Source organism: Nocardia sp. NPDC005998 (assembly GCF_040614395.1).
Taxonomy (GTDB): domain Bacteria; phylum Actinomycetota; class Actinomycetes; order Mycobacteriales; family Mycobacteriaceae; genus Nocardia.
The window spans coordinates 1-22,088 of the sequence record NZ_JBEXUI010000036.1 but is presented as its reverse complement, the minus strand read 5'-3'; the positions used below and the strand labels follow the sequence as shown (position 1 = coordinate 22,088).

At 67.3% G+C, this 22,088-nt stretch carries 23 protein-coding genes; 14 read left to right on the top strand and 9 right to left on the bottom strand.

The window, feature by feature from the left end; all coding sequences use genetic code 11:
* Positions 1-35: 35 nt before the first annotated feature.
* Positions 36-194 (bottom strand): hypothetical protein, encoded by a 159-nt coding sequence (locus ABZ293_RS33140; RefSeq protein ID WP_355187168.1) that lies wholly within the window; start codon positions 192-194, stop codon positions 36-38.
* Positions 195-280: 86 nt separating this feature from the next.
* Here ABZ293_RS33140 and ABZ293_RS33135 point away from each other — a divergent pair, with 86 nt between their 5' ends.
* From ABZ293_RS33135 to ABZ293_RS33115, 5 genes are all read left to right on the top strand, one after another.
* Positions 281-1,258 carry a helix-turn-helix domain-containing protein gene (locus ABZ293_RS33135; protein ID WP_355187166.1) on the top strand — a complete coding sequence of 326 codons (978 nt, stop codon included), beginning with the start codon at positions 281-283 and terminating at the stop codon, positions 1,256-1,258.
* 168 nt (positions 1,259-1,426) lie between these two features.
* The gene (locus ABZ293_RS33130) at positions 1,427-1,981 is read left to right on the top strand and encodes a bifunctional adenosylcobinamide kinase/adenosylcobinamide-phosphate guanylyltransferase (protein ID WP_355187164.1); all 555 of its coding nucleotides are present in this window, start codon (positions 1,427-1,429) and stop codon (positions 1,979-1,981) included.
* A gap of 315 nt (positions 1,982-2,296) precedes the next feature.
* Complete coding sequence (cobT, locus tag ABZ293_RS33125; protein WP_355187160.1) at positions 2,297-3,424, top strand: nicotinate-nucleotide--dimethylbenzimidazole phosphoribosyltransferase; 1,128 nt, start codon at positions 2,297-2,299, stop codon at positions 3,422-3,424.
* A 4-nt stretch (positions 3,425-3,428) separates the two neighbouring features.
* Positions 3,429-4,178: an adenosylcobinamide-GDP ribazoletransferase gene (locus tag ABZ293_RS33120; RefSeq protein WP_355187155.1), complete on the top strand. Its 750-nt coding sequence runs from the start codon at positions 3,429-3,431 to the stop codon at positions 4,176-4,178.
* A gap of 154 nt (positions 4,179-4,332) precedes the next feature.
* A complete protein-coding gene (locus ABZ293_RS33115; protein WP_355187154.1) occupies positions 4,333-5,046 on the top strand; it encodes an MBL fold metallo-hydrolase in 714 nt (237 codons plus the stop codon).
* A 13-nt stretch (positions 5,047-5,059) separates the two neighbouring features.
* On the opposite strand, the gene ABZ293_RS33110 is transcribed toward ABZ293_RS33115, so the two are convergent.
* The 3 genes from ABZ293_RS33110 to ABZ293_RS33100 form a co-directional block, all read right to left on the bottom strand.
* Complete coding sequence (locus ABZ293_RS33110; protein ID WP_355187152.1) at positions 5,060-6,160, bottom strand: branched-chain amino acid aminotransferase; 1,101 nt, start codon at positions 6,158-6,160, stop codon at positions 5,060-5,062.
* A gap of 57 nt (positions 6,161-6,217) precedes the next feature.
* On the bottom strand, positions 6,218-7,318 hold the full coding sequence (gcvT, locus tag ABZ293_RS33105; RefSeq protein WP_355187150.1) for a glycine cleavage system aminomethyltransferase GcvT: 1,101 nt from the start codon (positions 7,316-7,318) through the stop codon (positions 6,218-6,220).
* A 69-nt stretch (positions 7,319-7,387) separates the two neighbouring features.
* A complete protein-coding gene (locus ABZ293_RS33100; protein WP_355187148.1) occupies positions 7,388-7,999 on the bottom strand; it encodes a GNAT family N-acetyltransferase in 612 nt (203 codons plus the stop codon).
* Positions 8,000-8,059: 60 nt separating this feature from the next.
* Here ABZ293_RS33100 and ABZ293_RS33095 point away from each other — a divergent pair, with 60 nt between their 5' ends.
* Positions 8,060-8,245 carry a hypothetical protein gene (locus tag ABZ293_RS33095; protein ID WP_355187146.1) on the top strand — a complete coding sequence of 62 codons (186 nt, stop codon included), beginning with the start codon at positions 8,060-8,062 and terminating at the stop codon, positions 8,243-8,245.
* Positions 8,242-9,789, top strand: coding sequence for a leucyl aminopeptidase (locus ABZ293_RS33090; RefSeq protein ID WP_355187144.1), 1,548 nt, complete (start codon positions 8,242-8,244; stop codon positions 9,787-9,789). The genes ABZ293_RS33095 and ABZ293_RS33090 overlap by 4 nt, the downstream gene beginning before the upstream one ends.
* 155 nt (positions 9,790-9,944) lie before the next feature.
* On the opposite strand, the gene ABZ293_RS33085 is transcribed toward ABZ293_RS33090, so the two are convergent.
* Positions 9,945-10,307, bottom strand: coding sequence for an oxidoreductase (locus tag ABZ293_RS33085; RefSeq protein ID WP_355187142.1), 363 nt, complete (start codon positions 10,305-10,307; stop codon positions 9,945-9,947).
* Positions 10,308-10,566: 259 nt separating this feature from the next.
* On the opposite strand from ABZ293_RS33085, the gene sucB reads away from it, so the two are divergent.
* The 5 genes from sucB (at position 10,567) to lipA (ending at position 15,894) form a co-directional block, all read left to right on the top strand.
* Entirely contained in the window at positions 10,567-12,378 is a 1,812-nt protein-coding gene (gene sucB, locus ABZ293_RS33080; protein ID WP_355187140.1) for a 2-oxoglutarate dehydrogenase, E2 component, dihydrolipoamide succinyltransferase, read from the top strand.
* Between the two features lie 21 nt (positions 12,379-12,399).
* On the top strand, positions 12,400-13,305 hold the full coding sequence (locus ABZ293_RS33075) for a TIGR01777 family oxidoreductase (protein ID WP_355187138.1): 906 nt from the start codon (positions 12,400-12,402) through the stop codon (positions 13,303-13,305).
* Positions 13,306-13,422: 117 nt separating this feature from the next.
* The gene (locus ABZ293_RS33070; protein ID WP_355187136.1) at positions 13,423-13,956 is read left to right on the top strand and encodes an N-acetyltransferase family protein; all 534 of its coding nucleotides are present in this window, start codon (positions 13,423-13,425) and stop codon (positions 13,954-13,956) included.
* A gap of 108 nt (positions 13,957-14,064) precedes the next feature.
* Entirely contained in the window at positions 14,065-14,799 is a 735-nt protein-coding gene (gene lipB, locus ABZ293_RS33065) for a lipoyl(octanoyl) transferase LipB (protein ID WP_355187135.1), read from the top strand.
* A 78-nt stretch (positions 14,800-14,877) separates the two neighbouring features.
* Positions 14,878-15,894: a lipoyl synthase gene (gene lipA, locus ABZ293_RS33060; protein ID WP_355187133.1), complete on the top strand. Its 1,017-nt coding sequence runs from the start codon at positions 14,878-14,880 to the stop codon at positions 15,892-15,894.
* A 155-nt stretch (positions 15,895-16,049) separates the two neighbouring features.
* Here lipA and ABZ293_RS33055 read toward each other — a convergent pair whose 3' ends face one another.
* The 4 genes from ABZ293_RS33055 to ABZ293_RS33040 form a co-directional block, all read right to left on the bottom strand.
* On the bottom strand, positions 16,050-16,670 hold the full coding sequence (locus ABZ293_RS33055) for a hypothetical protein (RefSeq protein ID WP_355187131.1): 621 nt from the start codon (positions 16,668-16,670) through the stop codon (positions 16,050-16,052).
* Positions 16,671-16,859: 189 nt separating this feature from the next.
* Positions 16,860-17,753, bottom strand: coding sequence for a hypothetical protein (locus ABZ293_RS33050; RefSeq protein ID WP_355187129.1), 894 nt, complete (start codon positions 17,751-17,753; stop codon positions 16,860-16,862).
* Entirely contained in the window at positions 17,750-18,097 is a 348-nt protein-coding gene (locus ABZ293_RS33045) for a type VII secretion target (RefSeq protein WP_355187127.1), read from the bottom strand. Before ABZ293_RS33045 ends, ABZ293_RS33050 begins: the two co-directional genes overlap by 4 nt.
* Before the next feature lie 2 nt (positions 18,098-18,099).
* Positions 18,100-18,684, bottom strand: a complete 585-nt coding sequence (locus tag ABZ293_RS33040; RefSeq protein WP_355187126.1) for a YbaB/EbfC family nucleoid-associated protein — start codon at positions 18,682-18,684, stop codon at positions 18,100-18,102.
* A 443-nt stretch (positions 18,685-19,127) separates the two neighbouring features.
* Between ABZ293_RS33040 and ABZ293_RS33035 the strand changes: the two genes are divergently transcribed.
* Together ABZ293_RS33035 and ABZ293_RS33030 are read left to right on the top strand one after the other, a co-directional pair.
* Positions 19,128-21,335 (top strand): elongation factor G-like protein EF-G2, encoded by a 2,208-nt coding sequence (locus tag ABZ293_RS33035; RefSeq protein ID WP_355187124.1) that lies wholly within the window; start codon positions 19,128-19,130, stop codon positions 21,333-21,335.
* 43 nt (positions 21,336-21,378) lie between these two features.
* Positions 21,379-21,924, top strand: a complete 546-nt coding sequence (locus tag ABZ293_RS33030; protein WP_355187122.1) for a hypothetical protein — start codon at positions 21,379-21,381, stop codon at positions 21,922-21,924.
* Positions 21,925-22,088: the final 164 nt, after the last annotated feature.

Genomic DNA, 22,088 nt, shown 5'->3' with positions numbered 1-22,088 from the left:
CTCGATCGAGGGGTGCGGCTGTCGGCGTTTCCGGGTCAGTGGTGGTATGCGCGGCCGAGGACCGCGGACAGGTCGGACTGCAGACGCTGGGCGTCACGGTCGATGACATTTGCCGATCCGGCGTGGCCGCCTGCTCGCGTGATCAGAACCGCGAAGCCCACCACAACCGCCATGCTCAGGAGAAAAGTAATCATGGCAGTAATTTTGCGCCCGATGATTTACCGCCGAAAGTGGCTGTACTGACATTGTCCGCAAAGATCCAGCCAGGTACCCTGTAGCCATGCTGTCCAAGGTCGCCGTTGTGCTCTCGGAGCGTTTGGCCATGTTCGAATTCGGCGTGGTCTGTGAGGTTTTCGGGCTCGACCGCACCGCGGACGGACTGCCCGGATTCGATTTCAAGGTGTGCGGTGCCGAACCGGGCAAGCCGCTGCCGTCGACCACGCCGGGTATCACCATTACGCCGGAGTACGGGCTGGAGGAGTTGGCGAAGGCCGATCTCGTGGCGATTCCGGCCTTCCCCGCTTCCACCTTCGGGTTCGACCCGCGCGTGGTCGGCGCGATCCGGGCGGCCTCGGATGCCGGGGCGATCGTGCTCACCGTGTGTTCCGGGGCGTTCCTGGCCGGGGCGGCCGGGCTGCTCGACGGTCGCAAATGCACGACGCACTGGCGTTATGTGGACCAGTTGGCCGCACAGTTCCCGGAGGCGACCGTCGATCCCGATGTGCTGTTCGTCGACGAAGGCAATCTCATCACCTCCGCTGGCACGGCAGCCGGCATCGACGCCTGCCTCCATCTGGTGCGCCGGGAGATCGGTAGCTCGGTCGCGAACGCGATCGCCCGGCGCATGGTGGTGCCGCCGCAGCGCGATGGCGGACAGCGCCAATTCATCGAGCGTCCGGTCCCCGAATGCACCTCCGACAGCCTCAGCTCCACCCTGCAGTGGATGAGCGAAAACCTCGAGCTGCCGCACACGATCGACGATCTCGCCGCCCGCTCGGTGATGTCCACCCGCACCTTCGCCCGCCGCTTCGCCGCCGAAACCGGGACCACCCCGGTGAAATGGCTGACCAACCAGCGCGTGCTCTACGCCAAGCATCTACTCGAGGACACCGACGAGGGCCTGGAACAGATTGCCGCACAAGCGGGTTTCGGTTCTGGTGCGCTGCTGCGGCATCACTTCCAGAAGGTCGTCGGCATCGCGCCGACCGAGTACCGCCGCCGCTTCGGGGCCGCGGAGGCGAGCGAGCAACGCTCCTGAAGCGCGCCAATGGCGCGTTCCGCGCGGAATCGGCGTTCTTTCGACAGCTCGAGACCGGGCGCACGACCGCAGGGGTGCGTAGCGATCCGGGCCGCCGATCAGCGTGACGCGCGGGTATAGGACCCAATTGATCGCGGGGGTAAAAGACCCGATTGATACGGTGCTGCGGTGTCGGACAGCTCACCTGCTCACAACCGCCCACACCGCAGCCTGGTGCTCGGTGGCGCGCGATCCGGCAAGTCCGCGTTCGCGGAAGTGCTGGCGGCCGAGGGCGGCCCCGTGCGTTATATCGCCACCGCGATTCCCGATTCGGCCGATCTCGACTTCGCCGAACGCATCGCCCGCCACCGTGACCGCAGGCCCACGGATTGGACCGTCCTCGAAAGCGCCGATCCGGCATCGGTTCTGAGCGCCGCTCCCCCGACCGGAACGACACTGATCGACGATATCGGCAGCTGGCTGACCGCCCGCATCGATGCCCGCGCCGCCTGGGACGCCCCGCGCGGCACCATATCCCCCGACACCGACGCCCTGGTCACCGCCGTCGCCGCCTATCCGGGCCGCCTGGTGATCGTTACCCCCGAGGTCGGTATGGGCGTCATCCCGGCCACCCGCTCCGGCCGCCTGTTCCGCGATGAAATCGGCACCCTCAACCAGCGCCTCGCGCAGACCTGCGATGAAGCCTTCTTTATCGTCGCGGGCCTGCCGCTGCGCCTGAAGTAAGGCCGCACGAGACATCTCGGGATCCACACCACGGCGGGAGTGCGGTGTGCGACTGTTCGCGGACCACCCGTGGTCCCGAGGGGCACGATCCGGGTGCGGGCAAGTGGTTCCGTGGCTGCGGCGGGGTGTTGCGCAGGCTGCCGCAGTGCCTAGGACAACGCCGATCCTGCGGCTCCGCGGCTCTGGAGGAGCCGGCGCCGGTTCGGACACAGGCGCGGGGTGGTTGAGCGAGTGGGCTGGGGTCGCGGCAAGATTGGGCCGGATAAGGACTGCGCGGTGTAGGAATGAACTGCCCCGACCCGGAAAGGCTCGATAGTGACAGACGGATTCGGACCGGTTACGCCACCCGACGCGGGAATTCGGACGGCGGCGGAGCAGCGGCAGGCACAGCTGACCAAACCCGGTGGCGCGCTCGGGCGGCTGGAAACGCTCGGAAATTGGGTGTCGGCGTGCCAGGGGGTATGCCCACCGAAGCAATTCGAGCGGGCGCGGGTGGTGGTGTTCGCCGGGGATCACGGCGTTGCGCGTCATGGCGTTTCGGCGTACCCGAGTGAGGTGACCGCGCAGATGGTCGCCAATTTCCTCGGCGGCGGGGCGGCGGTGAATACGCTGGCCGGGGTGGCAGGCGCGACCGTGCGCGTCGTCGATATCTCCGTCGACGCCGATACCGACGCGCGGGTCGCCGCGCACAAGGTGCGCCGGTCCAGCGGGGCGATCGACCGCGAGGACGCGCTCAGCGATGAGGAGATCCGAGCGGCACTGGCAGCGGGCACGGCGATCGCCGACGAGGAGATCGACGGGGGCGCCGACCTGCTGATCGCGGGCGATATGGGCATCGGCAACACCACTCCGGCGACCGTACTCATCGCGACCCTCACCGATACCGAGCCGATCGCCGCCGTCGGCCGCGGCACCGGCGTGGACGATGCGGGCTGGGTCCGCAAGGTGGCCGCGATCCGCGATGCCATGCGCCGTGCCCGCCCGGTTGCCAAGGATCCGGTCGAGCTGCTGCGCGTGGCCGCGGGCGCCGATTTCGCCGCCATGGCGGGCTTCCTCGCCCAAGCCGCGCTCCGCCGCACCCCTGTCATTCTCGACGGTGTGGTGGTCACGGCAGCGGCTCTGGTCGCCGAGGACCTGGCAGCGGGTGCCAGCGCCTGGTGGCTCGCGGGCCACCGCTCCACCGAACCCGCCCACACCCTCGCGCTACGCCACTTGCGCCTCGAGCCCCTCCTCGACCTCGACATGCGCCTCGGCGAAGGCTCCGGCGCCCTCACCGCCCTCCCCATCCTTCGCGCCGCTGTCGCCACCCTCGCCGAAATGGCAACCTTCGCGGAAGCCGGTGTGAGCACCGCCGATTCGGCCACCGAAGCCGAAGCCGAAGCCGAAGCCGAAGCCGGGACCAGCATCGCCGACGCGACCGGGCAACCGGACCTGCGGAAATAGGCAGGTGGCCGGTTTGCGGCTTGCGGTCTCCTGGCTGACGGTACTGCCGGTGCAGGGGCCGGACAGTGTCGATCGTGGGGCGGCCGGGCGGGCGATTGCACTGGCGCCATTGGTGGGGGCCGGGCTGGGCGGGGCTGCTGCCGGGGTGCTCTGGCTGCTGGTGTGGGCCGGGGCGAGTGCACCGCTCGCGGGGCTGGTTGTGGTTGCCGGATCGGCGCTGATCACTCGGGGGATGCATGTGGATGGGCTGGCCGACACCATGGACGGGTTGGGGTCCTACGGTTCGCCCGAGCGGGCCCGGCAGGTCATGAAGAGTGGTGGGGCCGGGCCGTTCGGGGTGGCCGCGATCGTATTCGCCGTTGGGATCCAAGCGTTTTCGTTCGCCGGGCTGGCGCAGGCCGATCGCTGGTTCGCGGTGGTGCTCGCGGTGGCCGTCGGCCGGGTCGCGGTGGTGCTCGCCTGTCGCCGCGGCATCGATGCCGCGCCCGACACGGGCTTCGGCGCACTGGTCGCAGGCACGCAGCGCCCGGTCACCATCGCGCTCTGGGTGGCGCTGGCCCTTATCGCCAGCGCCTGCACAGTCCCGGAGCACCGCTGGCTCGGTCCGCTCGTTGTCCTTGTCGCCCTCGGCATTTCGGCCCTGCTGGTCCGACATTCCACGCGCCGCTTCGGCGGCCTCTCCGGCGATATCCTCGGCGCGACACTCGAGATTTCCGTTGCGATCACGGCCGCAGGACTATCGCTGGGCACCTGACCCATACGCCGCGTACCGGCGCCAACTGGCCACTCGTCCAGCGGCCTCGCCGCGTCGAACAAGCACATGCCCGCAACCGCGCCCGCGCACCCCTCACCAGGAGATAGCTGGCGTGGTGCGCGCATTGTCTGGGTCGGGCAATAAGGTGGGCGGTATGTCTTCCGAGCGCCTCTACTTTCGTCAGCTGTTATCGGGTCGGGACTTCGCCGTGGGTGATCCGATCGCGACACAGATGCGGAACTTCGCCTATTTGATCGGCGACCGGGAGACCGGAGAGTGTGTGGTGGTGGATCCGGCGTATGCGGCCGGGGACCTGGTCGATATCGCCGAGGGCGACGGACTGCGGCTGACGGGGGTGCTCGCCACCCATCACCATCCGGATCATGTCGGCGGGACCATGCTCGGATTCACCCTGCGCGGGGTTCGGGAACTGCTCGAGAAGACCAGCGTTCCGGTGCACGTCAATGCCAAGGAGCTGTCCTGGGTGGCCAATGTCACCGGCATCGCACCGAGTGAACTCACCGGACACGAGCACGGCGACAAGGTCGGCGTCGGCGCGTTCGATATCGAACTGCTGCACACCCCCGGCCACACGCCGGGCAGCCAGTGCTTCCTATTCGACAATCGCCTCATCGCGGGCGACACACTCTTCGTCGACGGCTGCGGCCGCACCGACTTCCCCGGCGGTGACTCCGACGAAATGTTCCGGAGCCTGCGCTATCTCGCGAACCTGTCCGGCGACCCGGTCGTCTATCCGGGCCACTGGTACTCCGAGGAACCCTCCGCGACCCTGTCCTCGGTCAAGGAGAGCAACTACGTCATGCGGCCGCAGACCCTGGAGGAATGGCGCATGTTCATGCCCAGCTGACCACCGAGGCCACCTACATGCCGCGCATCCACCCGTGGATGTCGGCGAAGGTGCCGCGCTGGATACCGGTCAACGTATCGCGCAGCGCCATGGTGACCTCACCGGGTTCGCCACCGCCGATGGAGAATTCGCCGTCGGCGGAGCGAACCCAGCCGACGGGGGTGATCACCGCGGCGGTCCCGCATGCGAAAACCTCGGTGATCTCTCCGGATTCGGCGCCCTTGCGCCACTCCTCGACCGAAACCTTGCGCTGCTCGACCACGTAACCCGAATCGGCGGCGAGGGTGAGCAGCGAGTCGCGGGTGATACCGGGCAGCAGCGAACCGGACAGTTCGGGGGTGACCAGGCGCGCCTCGGAGCCGGAACCGAAGACGAAGAACAGGTTGTTGGTGCCCATCTCCTCGACGTAGCGCCGCTCGCAGGCGTCGAGCCAGACGACCTGATCGCACCCCTTCTCCGAGGCCTGCGCCTGGGCGAGCAGCGAGGCCGCGTAATTGCCGGCGACCTTCGCCTCGCCGGTGCCGCCCGGTGCCGCGCGCACGTATTCGGTGGACAGCCAGACCCGCACCGGCTTCACACCGCGCGGGAAGTACGCGCCCGCAGGCGAACCCAGCAGCAGGTACTTGTAGGCGGAGGCGGGCTTCACGCCGAGTCCGGCCTCGGTGGCAAACATGAACGGCCGCAGGTACAGCGACTCCTCACCACCGGCCGCGGGCACCCAGTCGCTGTCGACCTCGAGCAGTTGACGCACGGATTCGATGAATAGTTCCTCCGGCAGTTCCGCCATCGCCATCCGGCGCGCGGACTTGCGGAAGCGCGTGGCATTCGCGTCGATGCGGAAACAGGAGATGCTGCCGTCGTGCTGACGGTAGGCCTTCAGCCCTTCGAAGATGGCCTGACCGTAGTGGAACACCATGGTCGCCGGATCCAGCGGCAACGGACCGTACGGCTCGACGCGGGCATTGCCCCAACCCTCGCCCTCGGTGTAGTCGATGGAAACCATGTGGTCGGTGAAGAAGCGCCCGAAACCAGGTGCCGCCAGAATCTCCTGTACCCGCTGCGCCGGAGTGGGCGCGGGATGCGGAACACGGGTGAACTGTGCGGCGATCGTCATGCGCCTGATCCTATCCGGCGCCGTCGCGCCGCGGTGCGCGTGTTCGACAAGCCCCGATCAGGACGTGCGGACCTGGACAAACGGCGGACGGATGACCGCACAGCGCAGGTGGCGGCCGCGGACGTCGACCTCGACCTGCGCACCTGGTTCGATGCCCGCCTCGGTATCGAACAGAGCCAGGGCGATGCCGATCTGCAGCGTGGGCGAGAACGTGCCAGAGGTCGTTTCGCCGACGGGTACGCCGTCGCGCAATACGGACTGTCCCTGCCGCAGCACGCCCCGGTCGAGTGCCCTGAGTCCCAACAGGATTCGCCGCGGCCCCGCCGATTTCTCCTGTTCCAGTGCGTCCTTGCCCCAGAACTCGGGCTTCTTCCAGCCGACCGCCCACCCGCAGCGTGCCTGCACCGGCGAAATCTCGAGGGACAGTTCATGTCCGTGCAGCGGGTAACCCATTTCGGTGCGCAACGTATCGCGTGCGCCGAGACCGGCTGGCTGTCCGTCCTGTGCGCGGACCTGCTCGACGAGCGCGCGGAACAACGGCTCGGCATCGGCCCAACGCGGCAGCAGCTCATAACCGTGTTCGCCGGTGTATCCGGTCCGGCAGACCCGCACCCGGCGCCCGTCCCAGTCGGCGTCGGCGTAGGCCATGTACTCCATATCGGTCGGCAGCCCGAGCGCGGTGAGCACCTCCGTCGAACGCGGTCCCTGCACCGCGAACACGCCGTAGTCGCGGTGCTCATCGGTCACCGTGATGCCCTCGGGGGCGACCTTCTGCAACTCGGCGACGACGGCCGCGGTGTTGGCGGCATTGGGCACCAGGAAGATCTCGTCATCGCTGACGTAGTAGGCGATCAGATCGTCGATCACGCCACCGTCGGGCGCGCAGCACAGCGTGTACTGCGCCTTGCCCGGCCGGATCCGGCCGAGATCATTGGTGAGCGCCGAATTCACGAACGCCGCCGCACCCGCGCCGCGGACCGTCGCCTTGCCGAGATGGCTCACATCGAACAGGCCGACGGTCGTGCGCACCGCCTGATGCTCGCCGACCGTCCCCGCGTACGACACCGGCATCTGCCACCCGCCGAACGGCGCGAACTTCGCCCCGAGCTCGACATGGACGTCATGGATCGGGCCCTGCAGCAGATTCGTCTCGGTCACCCGGCGAGCTTAGCCCGGCGTCGTCCGCCCCTGGGGCTGGTACTCGCCTGCTGGCCAGGCCGAACTCGATCAGCCGCGGAACCACATTGGAATCAGTGTCGGGCCGTCCTCCGGTAGGGTGTGGGTCCGCCCTTCGCGCACAAATCCCATGCGCGTGTAGAGCCGGGCCGATCGTTCCGTACTGGCCTCCAGAAATGCCGGAATGCTCGCCTCGGATGCGGCCCCCAGCCGGTCGGTGAGGACGGCGCCGCCCGCACCCTTTCCGCGATGCTCCGGCACCGTCACGATCACCTGGAGGTAGCGGTGCGGGAATGCGCGCGGATGTTCCCTGGCGAGCAGGCCGGTCACATAGGCCGAGCGGCGCAGCACCGAGACCTCGGGGGCGGCATCGGCGGCCGCCCGGAGTTCGGCGGCCTCGGCCGCGTAACGGTCGACGGAAGTGACGGTCTGCCACAGCGATACGGTTCGGATTCCGTCATCTGCCTCGGCGATCCAGATCTCGTCCTCGCGCAGCGCCTTGTCGATGAGGTCGGGCACCCAGCCCGCGAGGAACCGATCGGCGGAATGGCCGTGCAGTATCCACGCGGCCACCGCCTCATCAATGGCGGCCGCGGCGAATGCGGCGATCAGCGGATCACGATCCACCACAGTCGCCTGTCGAACGGTCGAATCGGTCCCCATAGCGCAATCCTCTCGCCGTGAACGGTCTGCATTCGCCAATGTAGATAGGGTATGCAGGGGTTGCCAGCGACAACCGAACTCGTGCTGGTCGAAAGTGCGCCCGCACCAACGACATCGGCGGACCTACGGGCCACGCTCAACTACTCCGCCGGTCCCGAACCGGACTTCACCGTCCTGCTCGATACCGGCCTCCAACTGCTCCTCGACGGGATAGCGGCGCGTCTGCCCAGTAACCTGTGCCCATGACCGCTGTTGCAGATCGCTCGCTCGGACCGGAACTGGACTTGGTCGACATCATCGGCCCTGACACCGACGTCCTGGTGATCGGATTGGTGTCCGGTGACGACGGCCCGACGATCGCCACCCTGGAGGACGACTTCGTCGACAACATCCTCACCGCGGAGGTGCGCGCCGCGCTTCAGGAACAGCTGCGCGCCGTCGGCGCGAAGGGCAAGGCCGAGGAACTGACCCGGATTCCGGCGCCCGCCGGTCTGAGCGCGAAGAGTGTGCTCGCCGTCGGACTCGGCGCCGCGGACAAGATCGATGCCGAGCAGATCCGCCGCTCGGCCGGTGTGGCCGCACGCTCGCTGACCGGTGTCGGTCGGGCCGTGACCACGCTGTCGGGTCTGGAGGGCGGCATCGGCCCGACCGCCGAGGGGTTCTTCCTCGGCGCGTACACATTCACCGCGTTCAAAACCGAGAGCGCCAACGGCAAACCGGATGAGCAGCCGGTGCGCAAGGTCGAGCTGCTGGTCGGCGATCCGAGCGCGTCCTATCGCAAGGGTTTCGAGCACGACTGGGTGGTCGCAGAATCGATCGCCACCGCACGTGATTTCGTCAATACCCCACCTAGCCACCTGTACCCCGCCGAATTCGCCGCCCGCGCAAAGACTCTCGGCGAAGCCGCCGGTCTGCAGGTGGAGGTGCTCGACGATCAGGAACTCGCCGACGGTGGCTACGGCGGTGTGCTCGGCGTCGGCAAGGGCTCATCGCGCCCGCCCCGACTGGTCCGCCTGACCTATCGCGGCGGCGATAAGAAGAAGGTCGCCCTGATCGGCAAGGGCATCACCTTCGACACCGGCGGTATCTCGATCAAGCCGGCCGCGAATATGGAGAATATGACCTCGGATATGGCGGGCGCCGCCGCGGTCATCGCGGCTACCGTCGCCGCGGCCAAGCTCGAGCTGCCGGTCACCGTGATCGCGACCGTCCCGATGGCGGAGAACATGCCATCGGCCACCGCCCAGCGCCCCGGCGATGTGCTCACCCAGTATGGCGGCAAGACCGTCGAGGTGCTGAACACCGATGCCGAGGGCCGTCTCATCCTGGCCGACGCGATCGTGCGCGCGAGCGAGGACGAGCCGGACTACCTCATCGACGTCGCCACCCTGACCGGTGCCCAGATGGTCGCGCTCGGCACCCGCACCCCCGGCGTCATGGGCACCGACGACTTCCGCGACCGCGTCGCCCGCATCTCCCGGCTGGCGGGCGAAAACGGCTGGGCCATGCCGCTTCCCACCGAACTGCGGGCCGACCTGAACTCCAAGGTCGCCGATCTGGCCAATGTCGCACCGCACCGTTGGGGCGGCATGCTCTCGGCGGCGATCTTCCTCAAGGAGTTCGTCCCGGAAGGCGTGCAGTGGGCGCATCTGGATGTCGCGGGCCCGGCCTACAACACCGGCGGCCCCTTCGGCTACATCGGTAAGGGCGGCACCGGGGTTCCGGTGCGCACGCTGGTCTCGGTGATCGAAGACATCGCGGCCGAGGATCTGTCGGACGCATCGGAGTAACCACCGCGGCTCGACAACGCACGGAATGCCCGTCGCGGATCGCCGCGACGGGCTCCGCGCCGCCGGTCGCCAGTGGCTCGAACTCCACTGCGGGGGAGCCGGTTGCGCCACGGCGGTCTTCCCGCCGAGAACAAATTGAACGAAACGAACAGTCGCTAGAGCTCGCCCAGATCGCGTTCCAGCGCCCGCTGGCGCTCGATCCGCTTGCGCGCGTCGTAATCACGCATCCGTTGTGGATATCCGGTTTTGCGAACGTCGTAGACGGGGACCCGCAAATCACCGGCTAGTCGTTGCGCTCCGCGTTCGCCGACGACCCGGCGCGTCCATTCGCCGTCGGCCGCGACCAACACGACAGTGACATCGGTCACCGTCGTCTTGGGTTCTACGTAGCCTTCGACCCCGGTATGGGTGCGTACCCACTCGGCGAGATAGCGAGCATCCGCACCACTGCCCATTCCCCCACGTAAACCGCTGCCACCCCGGGCCGCGCCGCTCCGGAAACGATCCAGCAAACCCAACGACGCCGACCTCCTTTCACATGCGATCGGGCGCTCAGCGCCCGTCATCCCATCTTGCCAGCCCACCGCAGTTCGCTGCCCTGTGCTACACGTCTCGCGAGCGAGTGCAAGGATGGATCGCGGTACAAGAACCGCACAGATCTCCGGTGCCACGCACAATGATCGGTGGCTTTCGGGCTTTCGCCGCGACCGGCGGTGGGCGCCCGCAGAGAGATCAACTGTTGTAGAACCCGTCGAGCAGTCAGAGGAGTCAACGGACATGGCCTTCTCCGTCCAGATGCCCGCTCTTGGTGAGAGCGTCACCGAGGGAACGGTGACCAGGTGGCTGAAGCAGGAAGGAGACACGGTCGAGGTCGACGAGCCACTGCTCGAAGTCTCCACCGATAAGGTCGACACCGAGATCCCGTCCCCGACGGCGGGTGTGTTGTCGAAGATCGTCGCGCAGGAAGACGATGTCGTCGAGGTCGGTGGTGAGCTCGGGGTGATCAGCGAAGCCGGTGAGGCGCCCGCGCCCGCCGCCGCACCTGCGCCGGCAGCCGCGCCGGCACCCGCCCCGGCCCCCGCGCCCGCCCCGGAACCGGCCCCCGCGCCGGTCGCCGCCGCGGCCCCCGCACCCGCACCCGCGGCTCCTGCCGCACCCGCCCCCGCCGCCGCGTCCGGCACCCCGGTCAAGATGCCGGAACTCGGTGAGTCGGTCACCGAGGGCACCGTCACCCGCTGGCTCAAGCAGGTCGGTGACCAGGTCGCCGTCGATGAGCCGCTGCTCGAGGTCTCCACCGATAAGGTCGATACCGAGATCCCGTCGCCCGTCGCGGGCACCCTGCTGGAGATCTCCGCGCAGGAAGACGATGTCGTCGCCGTCGGTGGACAGCTCGGCGTGATCGGCAGTGGTGCCCCCGCGGCCGCCGCACCGGCCCCCGCCCCTGCGGCCCCGGCCCCGGCTCCGGCTCCGGCTGCCCCTGCTCCCGCTCCTGCCCCCGCCGCACCTGCTCCGGCACCGGCCCCTGCGGCCGCCGCGCCCGCGCCGGCGCCCGCCGCACCGGCCCCTGCCGCACCCGCCCCCGCGCCCAAGCCCGCACCGGCTCCGGTCGCGACTGCTCCGGCTCAGGAGCCCTCCGGCAATGGCGCGACCCCGTACGTCACTCCGCTGGTGCGCAAGCTGGCCGAGGAGAACAGCGTCAACCTCGCCAGCATCACCGGCTCCGGTGTCGGTGGGCGCATCCGCAAGCAGGATGTGCTCGCCGCTGTGGAGGCCAGGCAGGCTCCCGCCGCCGCACCCGCCCCTGCCGCGGCCGCCGCACCGGTCGCAAAGGCCCCCGCGCCCGCCGTCCCGTCGCAGCTCGCGCATCTGCGCGGCACCGTGCAGAAGGCGAGTCGCATCCGGCAGATCACCGCGACCAAGACCAGGGAATCGCTGCAGACCACCGCGCAGCTGACCCAGGTGCACGAGGCGGATGTCACCAAGATCGCGGCCCTGCGCAGCCAGGCCAAGGCCGCGTTCAAGGACCGCGAGGGCGTCAACCTGACGTTCCTGCCGTTCTTCGCCAAGGCGGTCGTCGAGGCGCTCGGCGTGCACCCGAATGTGAACGCCAGTTACGACGAGGCCACCAAGGAGATCACCTACCACGCCTCGGTGCACCTCGGCATCGCCGTCGACACCGAGCAGGGTCTGCTGTCCCCGGTGATCCACAACGCCAGCGATCTGTCGCTGGCCGGACTGGCCCGCGCCATCGCCGATATCGCCAACCGCGCCCGCACCGGCGGACTCAAGCCGGACGAGCTGGCCGGTGGCACCTTCACCATTACCAATATCGGCAGCCAGGGCGCGCTGTTCGACACCCCGATCCTGGTTCCGCCGCAGGCGGGCATGCTCGGCACGGGTGCGATCGTCAAGCGTCCGGTGGTGGTCACCGATGAGACCGGCAACGAGTCCATCGGTGTGCGGTCGATGTGCTACCTGCCGCTCACCTACGATCACCGCCTCATCGACGGCGCGGACGCCGGTCGCTTCCTGACCACGATCCGGCACCGGCTCGAGGAAGCGGCGTTCGAGGCCGATCTCGGCCTGTAATCGGAAGGTCGTCTGTCCCGTATGAAGGTGGTGATCGCCGGTTCGTCCGGGCTGATCGGAACGGCACTCGTCGCGGCATTGCGCCGCGACGGGCACGACGTCGCCCGATTGGTACGCCGTACCCCCAACGCGCCGGACGAATATCGCTGGGATCCCGCTCGCGCCGATCTGGACGAGCGGGCCCTGCGGGGCGCCGACGCGGTGGTCAACCTCTGCGGGGCGGGCATCGGACGACGGCGCTGGAACGGCAGCTACAAACAGGAGCTGCGCGACAGCCGAATCACCCCGACCGACGTCCTGTCCAACGCGGTCGCCGCCGCGGGCGTGCCGGTGCTGGTGAATGCCAGCGGCGTGCACTTCTACGGCGGCGCGACCGGCAGTCGGGTGGTCGACGAAACCGCCCCGGCGGGAACGGGTTTCCTCGCCACCCTGTGCCGGGATTGGGAGGCCGCCACCAAGCCCGCCATCGACGCGGGCGTGCGCACGGTATTGCTGCGCAGTGCCGTGGTGCTGTCGCACGGCGGCGGCATGCTCGGCATGTTGCAGCCGCTGTACTCGCTCGGTCTCGGCGGCCGACTGGGTAACGGTCGCCAGTACACGCCGTGGATCTCGATGGCCGACGAGATCGGCGCGATCGTCTTCGCGATCACCAACGACAGCATTTCCGGGCCGATCAATGCGGTCGGCCCGGCGCCGGTCACCAATGCCGAATTCAATCGCGCGCTCGGCCGCATTCTGCACCGGCCGACGCCATTTGTGGTGCCCGCGTTCGCATTGCGCGCGCTGATCGGTGAATTCGCCGAAGAGGCGATTCTGCACGGGCCGCGGGCGATTCCGACTGTGCTGGAGGAAGCGGGTTATCCGTTCCAGCATCAGACCATCGGTGCCGCGCTCGCGGCTTCCCTCGGCCACGATGGGGATCGATGAGGCCGGGCCGGCGCGGCGACCACGCACCGACTACCACGGTGAGCCGATGCGCCCACGATCCAGCGCCCACAAATGCCCAGCGCCCCCAATTATCCAGCGCCGCAATGGAGTAGATCGATGACCGAGCTAGAAACCCGGCCTGCCACAGTCATTCGTGACGCGCACGAAGGCGATCTGCCGGAGGTCCTCGACATCCACAACGCGAATATCGCCACCTCCACCGCCATCTGGGACCATGAGCAGGTCGATCTCGACGATCGACTCGCCTGGTTCCGCGACCGCACGGCCGCCGGATTACCCATCCTGGTCGCCGAAATCGAGGGCGAGGTCGCTGGTTACGCCAGCTACGGTCCGTGGCGGACCCGCTCGGGCTACCGCTTCACCGTGGAGAATTCGGTCTATATCGCCGATCGATTCCAGCGTCGCGGCATCGCGAGCGCCCTGCTCACCGAGTTGATCGAGCGTGCACGCCGGACGGGCACGGTACACGCCATGGTCGCCGCCATCGAATCCAGCAATACCGGTTCGATCGCACTGCACGAGCGCTTCGACTTCCGCACCGTCGGCGAACTGCCGGAAGTGGGCCGCAAATTCGGCCGCTGGATGGATCTGACACTGATGCAGCTGACACTGCCGGTCGAGGGCGACTGAATCCTGCGGCGATGCTCAGGTTCTCGAAAGTAAACCTGGCTACCCTGTGGCATCCAACACAACCAGGCCGGTTCACTCGGATGTAACTCTGGGCGTACCGTCATCGGTGTGAACGACACGCGCACCACCTGGTCCGCCCGATTCGATACGACCCCGATCGTGGTCGAGGATCTCGGACTCATCGATTACCACAGCGCCTGGGAACTCCAGCGGTCGATCGCCGCGCAGCGGGCCCAGGGTCAGGGATCGGACCATCTGCTCCTGCTGGAGCATCCGTCGGTGTACACGGCTGGCCGCCGCACCGAGGCCGAGGATCTGCCGATCGATGGCAGTCCGGTGGTGCAGGTCGATCGCGGCGGCAAGATCACCTGGCACGGTCCCGGCCAGCTCGTCGGCTATCCGATCGTGCGGCTGGCCGAGCCGGTGGATGTCGTCCAGTATGTGCGCAGGCTCGAAGAGGCCCTGATCACCGTATGCACCGATCTCGGCCTGGACTGCGGCCGTGTCGAAGGGCGTTCCGGTGTCTGGCTGCCCGCCACCGAACTCTTCTCCGAACGCAAGGTCGCCCAGATCGGCGTGCGGGTCCAGCAGGGCGTCGCGTTGCACGGCATTTCGCTCAACTGTAATTCCGCCCTCGACGGCTTCCAGGCGATCGTCCCCTGCGGCATCCGCGACGCTGGTGTCACCACCCTGACTCGCGAGCTCGGCCGTGAGGTGACGGTGGCCGAGGTGAAGCCGCTCGTGGCCGATGCGATCATCCGCGCGCTCAATGGCGAACTCCCGGTGACCGCCCGCGATATCGCCCGCGTCACACCGGCCGGACCGCCCGCCACCTCCGAATGAGCGAGTGGCTGGGCCCCGCGCGGGCTATGGGCGGACTGCGTCGGGCTGCGCAATCGGGCAGGGCGTAAGGTCGATCGAGTGACCTCAGCTTCAGCACCGGCAGGACGCAAACTGCTACGCATCGAGGCGCGCAACGCGGAGACCCCGATCGAGCGCAAGCCTCAATGGATTCGGACCCGAGCGAAGATGGGCCCCGAGTACACCGAACTCAAGGGCCTGGTGAAACGCGAGGGCCTGCACACGGTGTGTGAGGAGGCGGGCTGTCCCAATATCTTCGAATGCTGGGAAGACCGTGAGGCCACCTTCCTCATCGGCGGCGAGCAGTGCACCCGCCGCTGCGACTTCTGCCAGATCGACACCGGCAAACCCGCCGCACTCGATCGCGACGAGCCGCGCAGGGTCGCCGAGAGCGTCCAGGCAATGGGCCTGCGCTACTCCACCATCACCGGTGTCGCACGCGACGATCTCGAGGACGGCGGCGCCTGGCTCTACGCCGAAACCGTCCGTGCCATAAAGGCTTTGAATCCGAACACCGGCGTCGAACTGCTCATCCCCGACTTCAACGCGGTCCCCGAGCAGTTGGCCGAGGTCTTCTCCACGCGCCCGGAGGTGCTCGCGCACAATGTGGAGACGGTGCCCCGCATCTTCAAGCGGATCCGTCCGGCATTCCGCTACGAGCGCTCGCTCGCCGTGCTCACCGCGGCCCGCGAAGACGGCCTGGTCACCAAGTCCAACCTGATCCTCGGCATGGGCGAAACCCCCGAAGAGATCACCCAGGCAATGCGCGACCTGCACGAGGCGGGCTGCGACATCCTCACCATCACCCAGTACCTGCGCCCCTCCCCCCGCCACCACCCGGTCGACCGCTGGGTCAAGCCGGAGGAGTTCGTCGAGCACTCCCGGATGGCCGAGGAGATCGGTTTCGCTGGCGTCATGGCCGGACCGCTGGTCCGCTCGTCCTACCGCGCGGGCCGCCTGTACGCCCAGGCCATGGCCCACCACGGCCGCGAAATCGCTCCCGCTATGGCCCATCTCGCCGCCGAGGGCACCGCATCCCAAGAGGCCAGCTCCGTACTGGCGCGCTTCGGCAGCTAGCCCGTTACAGACCGCCTCGGGTCCTCGCACACCGTCCGACCGGATGTGCGAGGACCCGCGTCGTTCAACGGGCGATCGCCAGAAGCTGTCTCCCTTACCAGCAGAGACAATCGCCCTGACCCGAGGTTGTGATCGATCGGGGAAGCCCCGACGAATCAGTCGAGGATGGTTATCAGGACGGCGAACAGCACCCATGCGATGAGCGCGGCGGTGATCACCGACGTGATCCTCATCCAGAGCAGTCCGGGCCACCGCGGGGGTGTTGGGCCGATCGCCCCGAGCATCCGGCGCGTCGCGCCAGGGCGGTAGTAGACCGGGGTCTGCTGTCCTGCGGCCACCGGAACCACGGTGTCCGCGGGATGGGTGTCGGAGGTCCACCACGGGTAAACGAAGTGCCGGAAAAAGAAGTTGGGTCGGTGCGTGCGGACTTCGACATGATAGAGACCGGCTGCCGCGGGCAGATACGTGCGCCCCCATAAGGTATCCGGTATTTCGTTGCCGTTCACGAAGATTCGCGGCCCGGCCGTTGCGAAACCGGGCGCAACGATCCACCATCGGTAGTACTCCGTGTGGACGAGGATCCCCTGTTCGCCCGTTTCCGGACGATAGGCTTCCACCGGATCGTGCGCGGTTCCGTATTTCAGCAGAAACCCGTGCGGACCAACCGTATCCGGCGGCGGAGTTACGTACGGTGCGAGCATGCCGTATCGCTGCGGCACAGGGGCGTAGTGCTGAGGCGTGGGCGCCCCATTCGGCTGGAATGCATTGTGCGGCATGGCCTCAGCGTGCCGGTACCGTTGGTGCGGGCCACCGTCGCCAGCTGGTCCAGTGTGCGGCGTGGACGGCGGGTTCCCGGGCGCACCGCACGCCCGGACGGGCCGTTGCTCATAGTTCACGGTAGAAAGTTCTCTTTCGATCGGCGCCGACGGCCCGCGGGAACTCACCCACGCACCGCCCGACTGATGTCACGCCTGCGCAGGCTGGTTTTCCTTGCCGAGAAGGGCGTAGACGACCGCGGCGACGGCTTGGGCGAGTGTGTGCACATCCTTGAAGGCCGCGGCCATTTCGGTGAGCAGTGCGGAAATCTTGAAACCGTCACGGGCCATTCGCCCCACCGCCGCGGTGATCACGTGCGGTATCCCGGTGCCCAAGGTGCACGCGATTTCGAGCGTATATCCGATCAGCGCGCCCGCCAGACTGGTCAGGATGTCCTGTACCAACTTCCGGAACACCTTGACGATCTTCGATACCAGCGTCATGGTCTCACCGAGGCTGGCCGCCACCCCGCCCGCTCCGGCGATCTGGTCGATCAGATCCGTGGCGCGGTTACGGTAGGCGTCTCCGGCGCTTCCGGTCCACGTCGCGATATCGGCCGCCACCCCCTGCTGCCAAGTAGCGCTCATATCGGTGAGCTCCTTGGCGATATTCGCCCAGGTGGTGGCATACGCCTGCACCATCTCGTCGTTTCCGGCAAGCGCGTCCAGGGTCTTCCGGTAGGGCTCGACATGGGTGAGCATCCACCCGGCGATCTGATCGCCGACGAATCCGAACGGGTCGTAGCAAGCGTCCGCCACGGTCGCACCAACGGCGACGCCACCCGTGATCGACTCGAATGTCTTGCCGTTTCGCAGGTTCGCATAGGCCTCCCAGGCATCACCGGCGATAGTGCCGGACAAGACCCCGGGGAGCTTGGTCTCGGCATCCTGTTTCAGGCCGACGTCATGCCACAGGAAGGCCGTTTCCTGGAAATACTCATCCCGATAGTCCGTGCCGTCGGCGATCAGCCGGTTGTCGGGCTTGCTCTGGTCGTTGAAACCGACAGTGTTCTCGTTGAGCCAATTGCCGATTTGCGTGCTCAATTCGCCCCTCCGTTCGTCGCGGCGATCGTCGCGCGCAATCCCGTCAGCGACCTACCGAAATCGCCGTCCTTTTCGTCGAATGTCTCCGCGACGAGCTCGAGTTTGTCGGGTAACACCGACACGTCCTCGGCGAGTTTGCGAATCGCCGCGATGGTGTCGGTGTGGTTGTCGTCGAGCACCATCTTCACGAAGGGCCGCGGTATCGCGCCGAAGCCGTCATCCGCACTGCCGAGATAGGTGGCCGCCTCCAGGGACAAGGTCAAACTCTCCATGAGTGTTTTCACCTTCTCGGCGTGTGCCCGAACCTCGTCTGGATCTACCGAAACAGCGTCAGGGTTGCCCATGGTTACACCAGCCAGGATTTCCGGTTGTAGTACTCGTCCTCCGGGTCCGGTTCATCCGGGGTGACGATCTGGTCGCGGTCGGGTTTGCGGTTGCGCGGCGGTGGCGTCGGCGCTGGCGACTCCCATGGGGCCGGTGGCGTCGGCCCCGGTTGCGACGACAACTGCGCGGACGGCGCGGCGTCAGCGGGCGGCGCGTAATGCTCCGCAGAACCGGTCTCGCTCGACTCGGGAAAGCGGCGGGTGAAGCCTTCGACGATCGCGGCACCTGCCGGATCGTCGCCCACCATGTCCCGAACGAGCTCGACGACATCGGTGCGCAGCTTCGCCTGCGCCCGCCGCATACACGACATGATCTCGGCCGATACCGTCGCCGGAGCCATGCCCCTGGTACTGGTCGACAGGGTGATCGCGGTGGGGACGCCATTGCTGTCCACCGTGACGCTTACCCGGCCACCGGCGCTCGACTCCGTGACCGCCAGCGCCGTCATCCGTCCCTGCAACTCCTCGTACCGTTTGGCCTGACGTTCGAAATCCTGCGCCAGTTCCGCGAGATCCTCCGCCGCCCGACTCGGATCGAATACGGTCATCAACACCTCCCACTGCACACCTACAACTCGCCGACCGCCCTGGTGACGAGAACCCTCGCTGTGCAAATCGCACGTCGACAACTTCGGCTTGTGTCATTCACCTACTACTGACGCACCGACAGGCCGATCGGTTCCATCCGGTTTTTCGGCATGGTCACGGCAACGGCCCTGTCCCCCTGGGCGATCCGACGCCGACAATCCGCCGTTCCCCTCGCGTGGGCAGGTGAAGCCGCTGCATCAGACGAGGGGCATGAGCATCGCTGAGCACCGAAAGGGCACCGCCTGCCTCCGGGGCACAAACCATGTGCGAATCCGACCTGAACCCCACATGCACGCCATCCGACGCGCACCTGAACACACCGGATCGCCCGATCTGTGCACGCGAGGCGACCGCTGGTGGGAAGCTCGAAGGACCGTAGGTGTCGACCGAGAAAGCGAGACACATGGTCGAGAAAGCGAGTGCGTCTGCAGGGACCAACGGTAAGGCTGTGACGGCGCAGCGGCCGGAGGACATCCGGAATGTGGTGCTGGTCGGGCACAGCGGGTCGGGTAAGACCACGTTGGTAGAGGCGTTGGCGCTCACGGCGGGCGCGGTCAATCGCGCGGGCCGGGTGGAGGACGGGACGTCGCTATCGGATTATGACGAGATCGAGCACCGCCAGCACCGATCGGTGCAGCTGTCGGTGGTGCCGATGGCCTGGCGCGGGATCAAGGTCAATCTGCTGGATACTCCCGGATACGCCGATTTTGTCGGTGAGCTGCGGGCAGGTCTGCGGGCGGCGGATGCGGCGCTGTTCGTCATCTCGGCGGCGGAGGGTGCGGAGGGCGTGAGCGGTGCCACGCGCGCGCTGTGGGAGGAGTGCGCGGCGGTCGGGATGCCGCGGGCGATCGTGATCACCCATCTCGATACCGCACGCGCCGATTTCGAAGAGATGACCGAGACCTGCCGCATCGTGCTCGGCGGCGGCTCCTCGGAAAATATCCTCCCGCTGCACCTTCCGGTGTACGGGCCGAAGGGGCCGGACGGCCACCGCCCGGTCACCGGTCTGGTCGAGCTGCTGCCGCACTGCGTCGCGGACTACTCCTCCGGGGAGGAGGTCGAGTGCGAACCGTCTTCGGATCAGCTGCCGCTGCTCGAAGAGGCGCGCAACCGGCTGATCGAGGGCATTATCGCCGAGAGCGAAGACGAAACCCTGATGGAGCGCTATCTCGGCGGCGAGGAGATCGAGCTGGCCGCGCTGGTGGCGGACCTCGAGCGGGCGGTCGCCCGGGGCAGCTTCCATCCCGTGCTGTTCGGCGCGCCCGCCCCGGAGGGCGCCAAGCAGGGCCTCGGCACCGTCGAACTGCTGGAGCTGATCATCGGCGGCTTTCCCACCCCGTCCGAGCACGCGGTCTCGGCCATCACCACCACCAACGGTTCCGCATCGACCCCCCTGCACTGCGATCCGGACGGCGCGCTGGCGGCCGAGGTGATCCGCACGGCGTCGGATCCGTATGTCGGGCGCGTCTCGCTGGTTCGCGTCTTCTCCGGCACCCTGCACCCCGACGATACGGTGCATGTCTGCGGTCACGGACTAGAGGACCGCGGCCATGAAAGCCATGATGTGGACGAGCGCATCGGCGCCATCACCGCACCGTTCGGCAAACTGCAGCGCCCGCTCGGCCAGGCCATTGCCGGTGATATCGCCTATGTGACCAAGCTGAGTCGCGCGGAAACCGGCGACACCCTCTCCGGCACTGCCGCGCCGCTGTTGATCGAACCCTGGCGGATGCCGGATCCCCTGCTGCCCATCGCCATTCGCGCGCGCAGCAAGGCGGATGAGGACAAACTCTCCACTGGTCTGTCCCGGCTGGCGGCCGAGGATCCCGCGGTGCGGCTGGAGCAGAATCCGGATACCCATCAGATCGTGCTGTGGTGCCTGGGCGAGGCGCACCGCGATGTCGCGCTGGAGCGGTTGCGCACCAGGTTCGGTGTGCAGGTGGATGTGGTCGATCACAAGGTCGCGCTGCGGGAAACATTCGCGGGCAAGGCAACCGGTAAGGGCAGGCACGTCAAACAGTCCGGCGGGCACGGGCAGTACGCGGTGTGCGAGATCGAGGTGGAGCCGCTGCCGGGCGGGTCGGGCATCGAATTCGTCGACCGCGTGGTGGGCGGAGTCGTTCCGCGGCAATTCATTCCGTCGGTGGAAAAGGGTGTGCGCGCCCAGGCCGCACGCGGGGTGGCGGCCGGTTATCCGCTGGTCGACATGCGCGTCACGCTCTTCGACGGCAAGGCGCATTCGGTCGACTCTTCCGATGCCGCATTCCAGACCGCTGGCGCACTCGCACTGCGTGAGGCCGCGGCCGCCGCGGGTATCGACCTGCTCGAGCCGATCGCCGAAGTGTGGGTAGTGGTAACCGACGACTATGTCGGTCCGGTGCTCAGCGATCTGTCCGGACGGCGCGGACGGGTACTGGGCACCGAACCGCACGGCACCGGCCGCACGCGCATCCATGCCGAGGTGCCCGAACTCGAACTCACCCGCTACGCCATAGATCTGCGCTCGCTCTCGCACGGCACCGGTGATTTCACCCGCTCGTACGCGCGGCACGAACCGATGCCCAATGCATTGGCGGGTTCGGTCCGCGAGCAGGCCAAAAAGACGGGCTGATCCCCAGCGCCGCAGGATGTTTCGTTACCGTCGAAGGAGCCTGTTGATCAGTCCAGAGCGTTTCGTAGTCGACACCGAACATTTCGGCAAGATCGTGATCACCCGGACCGACGAAAGAGTGGTCACCACACCAGTATTCGACGATGCCACCATGGTGACCATCGAGCGCATCGGCCCGCGCACTCGCGAGCGCGTCCCCATCGGCACGCGCAACGCCAAACGGCTACGGGCATCGATCAACGATCGCCCCATCAGATTGACCGTCGGCCGCGGACTCTTCTACCGCCGCTGGACCTACCGAGCAATCGCCGAGATCCCCGGCAGTACTTTCCGCCTGATACCAACGAACCTGCACTCCAGCACATTGGTTCTCGAACAAAAGAACCAAGACAACCACGTCCTCGCCCAATTCACACTGACCGGAACCCACCACATCGACACAGTGTGGGCACCACCACCACCAACCGCACCACCCCCGCTTCAACACCCCACCACCGAGGACGCACTAATCGCCTACGCCCTAGTAGCAGCCTTCGGCACCGGCGGCGTCTCACTAGGCGAACTCGTCCACATGCTGCTCCCGATCTAACCCCCCACCACCGCACAAGAACCGCCAACTCAACACAGACCACACACTGTGCCCAACCACGACTCGATATGAATCGCCCCGGATTCGATGCACACCGGTTTATCTGTCACCAGCCGGTTGTTCGGCGTGGAGTGCATGGTAGTCGGCTTCGTATTCGACCGGTG

Bases quoted from the DNA above. Each gene is read 5' to 3' on its own strand.
- ABZ293_RS33090 (WP_355187144.1), top strand. From the start codon at position 8,242: ATGACCGCTGTTGCAGATCGCTCGCTCGGACCGGAACTGGACTTGGTC.
- sucB (WP_355187140.1), top strand. From the start codon at position 10,567: ATGGCCTTCTCCGTCCAGATGCCCGCTCTTGGTGAGAGCGTCACCGAG.
- ABZ293_RS33035 (WP_355187124.1), top strand. From the start codon at position 19,128: ATGGTCGAGAAAGCGAGTGCGTCTGCAGGGACCAACGGTAAGGCTGTG.
- ABZ293_RS33135 (WP_355187166.1), top strand. From the start codon at position 281: ATGCTGTCCAAGGTCGCCGTTGTGCTCTCGGAGCGTTTGGCCATGTTC.
- ABZ293_RS33110 (WP_355187152.1), bottom strand. From the start codon at position 6,160: ATGACGATCGCCGCACAGTTCACCCGTGTTCCGCATCCCGCGCCCACT.
- ABZ293_RS33140 (WP_355187168.1), bottom strand. From the start codon at position 194: ATGATTACTTTTCTCCTGAGCATGGCGGTTGTGGTGGGCTTCGCGGTT.
- ABZ293_RS33100 (WP_355187148.1), bottom strand. From the start codon at position 7,999: ATGGGGACCGATTCGACCGTTCGACAGGCGACTGTGGTGGATCGTGAT.
- ABZ293_RS33075 (WP_355187138.1), top strand. From the start codon at position 12,400: ATGAAGGTGGTGATCGCCGGTTCGTCCGGGCTGATCGGAACGGCACTC.
- ABZ293_RS33055 (WP_355187131.1), bottom strand. From the start codon at position 16,670: ATGCCGCACAATGCATTCCAGCCGAATGGGGCGCCCACGCCTCAGCAC.
- ABZ293_RS33040 (WP_355187126.1), bottom strand. From the start codon at position 18,684: ATGACCGTATTCGATCCGAGTCGGGCGGCGGAGGATCTCGCGGAACTG.
- ABZ293_RS33045 (WP_355187127.1), bottom strand. From the start codon at position 18,097: ATGGGCAACCCTGACGCTGTTTCGGTAGATCCAGACGAGGTTCGGGCA.
- ABZ293_RS33115 (WP_355187154.1), top strand. From the start codon at position 4,333: ATGTCTTCCGAGCGCCTCTACTTTCGTCAGCTGTTATCGGGTCGGGAC.
- ABZ293_RS33070 (WP_355187136.1), top strand. From the start codon at position 13,423: ATGACCGAGCTAGAAACCCGGCCTGCCACAGTCATTCGTGACGCGCAC.